This window comes from Massilia sp. CT11-108, assembly GCF_047302915.1.
Classification (GTDB): Bacteria; Pseudomonadota; Gammaproteobacteria; order Burkholderiales; family Burkholderiaceae_D; genus Telluria; species Telluria orientalis.
Window position 1 is genome coordinate 1 of record NZ_JBKYMO010001490.1, and the last position, 277, is coordinate 277.

1 protein-coding gene is annotated in these 277 nt (G+C 42.6%); it reads right to left on the reverse strand.

Going from position 1 to position 277, the window contains the following annotated elements; translation table 11 throughout:
• A partial coding sequence (locus tag ACEN88_RS35395) for a DUF3347 domain-containing protein (protein ID WP_413347076.1) occupies nucleotides 1-277 on the reverse strand: 277 nt, incomplete at both ends.

Consider the following 277-nt stretch of genomic DNA (forward strand, 5'->3'; position numbering starts at 1 on the left):
GGTACAACCTTTAATACCAGAAAGTTTACCTTCCAGATCAGTAGCTGCAGTTTTAATGCCCGCTATGTCAGATTTAACGAACTGGTCTTTTAAAGCGATATAAGCTTTCAAAACATCGCTTGTGTTAGTTGTATCGGCGGCAACCTGGGTTTCGGCAGGCTTAGCGGCAGCTGTTGCAGTTGAATCGGCTTTAGCTGTATCCTCCTGTTTGGCAGGTTGATTACACGCAGTTGCAATAGCTAAAGCAGCTAAGAAGAAAAATCCTTTAATAGTTTTC